The sequence below is a fragment of the Dethiosulfatibacter sp. genome (assembly GCF_983023055.1).
The window spans coordinates 12,857-14,286 of record NZ_CEZJXU010000014.1 but is presented as its reverse complement, the minus strand read 5'-3'; the positions used below and the strand labels follow the sequence as shown (position 1 = coordinate 14,286).

Genomic DNA, 1,430 nt, shown 5'->3' with positions numbered 1-1,430 from the left:
GCAGTAAAAATACAAATGTAACTGCATATCTGTCCATGTATCTTGTCACCCTTCTGATGCAGCTCTTTTACAGCGGAGTAGGGGAAAGGCTTAAGACAAGGGACTTTGCAAGTGAGAAGGAAGTCGTTGATTATGCAACGGAAAGATTGGAAAAGGCGGCATCAAAGACGGAAGTTGAAATAGAAGAGGAAGTTACTGGATACAATATTGTTTCCATTAAGGAACACTGGATATCCCTTAAAGAGGATGACGAGGACAGGAGAGCCAGAAATTCCAAATATGGATATGTGAGAAGTGTAGTAGGTTTTCTTGAGAAACAGGGGCTATTCGTTAAATACAGCAGCGACAATATCAGGCCCACAAGGAAGCTTACTGATCTCATGGGTCATTATTTCCTGGACCAGAAGAGAAAGGAAACAATAGAGAGGCTTTTTAGCGAGAAAAGCATATTCACGGAGGATTAAAATGCCGAAACTAAGTAAATTCAGGGTTGTCAACCTTATATACAATGATACACGACACATATATGACGAAACCTTCGATTTCAACGAAGGAGATAATGCAATGATGCTTCTGGCAAACGGTGGGGGAAAAACCGTTTTGACTCAGATGATGCTTCAGCCTGTCATTCCCAAGACTGATTTGAAGACAAGAAAATTCTCCGACTATTTCAAGAACAATCACAGACCAACTGTTCTCATGTCGGAATGGAAGCTGGATTCCGAAGGGGGAACCCTCCTTACAGGACTGGTGGTGAAGAACAGGATAAGAAAGAAAAGAGGCGGTGAAGAGGACAGGGAGACTCTTGACATACATGCCTTTACAATTCAATACCATTATCACGAGACTTGGAACATTGACAACATTCCTGTCATTAATAGAGATGACAGCGGAAGAAAGACAATGAGAAGATATGATGACTTGATTCAGGACTTAAGCAAACATCAGAACAAGCATGGTGAGTTTGTTTCTCTCTTCAAGTGGTCGGATTCTTCGGAAGCCAAGAGACAATACAGGAAGAAGTTGGCGGAATACGGCATAGTGCAGCAGGAATGGACTGACAATATACTAAAGATAAATAAGGAAGAGGCAGGCCTCAAGTCCTTCTTCGAGGATGCAAAGTCAAGTCATGCCCTTCTCAGGAAGAAGATACTTCCCGTAATAGAAAACAAGCTTGAAAAGAACAATATGGATAATGTGGAGTTACAGACTCTTGTAAAAAATTATGCAAGTGAGCTTGTTAAGAATGACAAGATAATCAATGACGAGAAAACCTATATGGGATTTCTAAATGACAGCATTGAGTATGAGAACAGTGTGGAAAATCTGGACCGGATTAATGAAGACCTTGAAAATGCATATGGAGATATCGGCAGGATATACTGGGGACTTAAGAATCTTTCCGGCGAAATGAAGAAAGCGGCTGATAC

1 protein-coding gene and 1 pseudogene are annotated in these 1,430 nt (G+C 41.1%); both read left to right on the top strand.

What is annotated here, in order from left to right; genetic code table 11:
- On the top strand, positions 1-464 hold a 464-nt coding region (locus AC3AX0_RS01485; RefSeq protein WP_487548530.1), incomplete at its 5' end, for a DUF6063 family protein.
- A gap of 1 nt (position 465) precedes the next feature.
- A pseudogene (locus AC3AX0_RS01480) lies at positions 466-1,430 on the top strand (hypothetical protein); the annotation flags it as partial.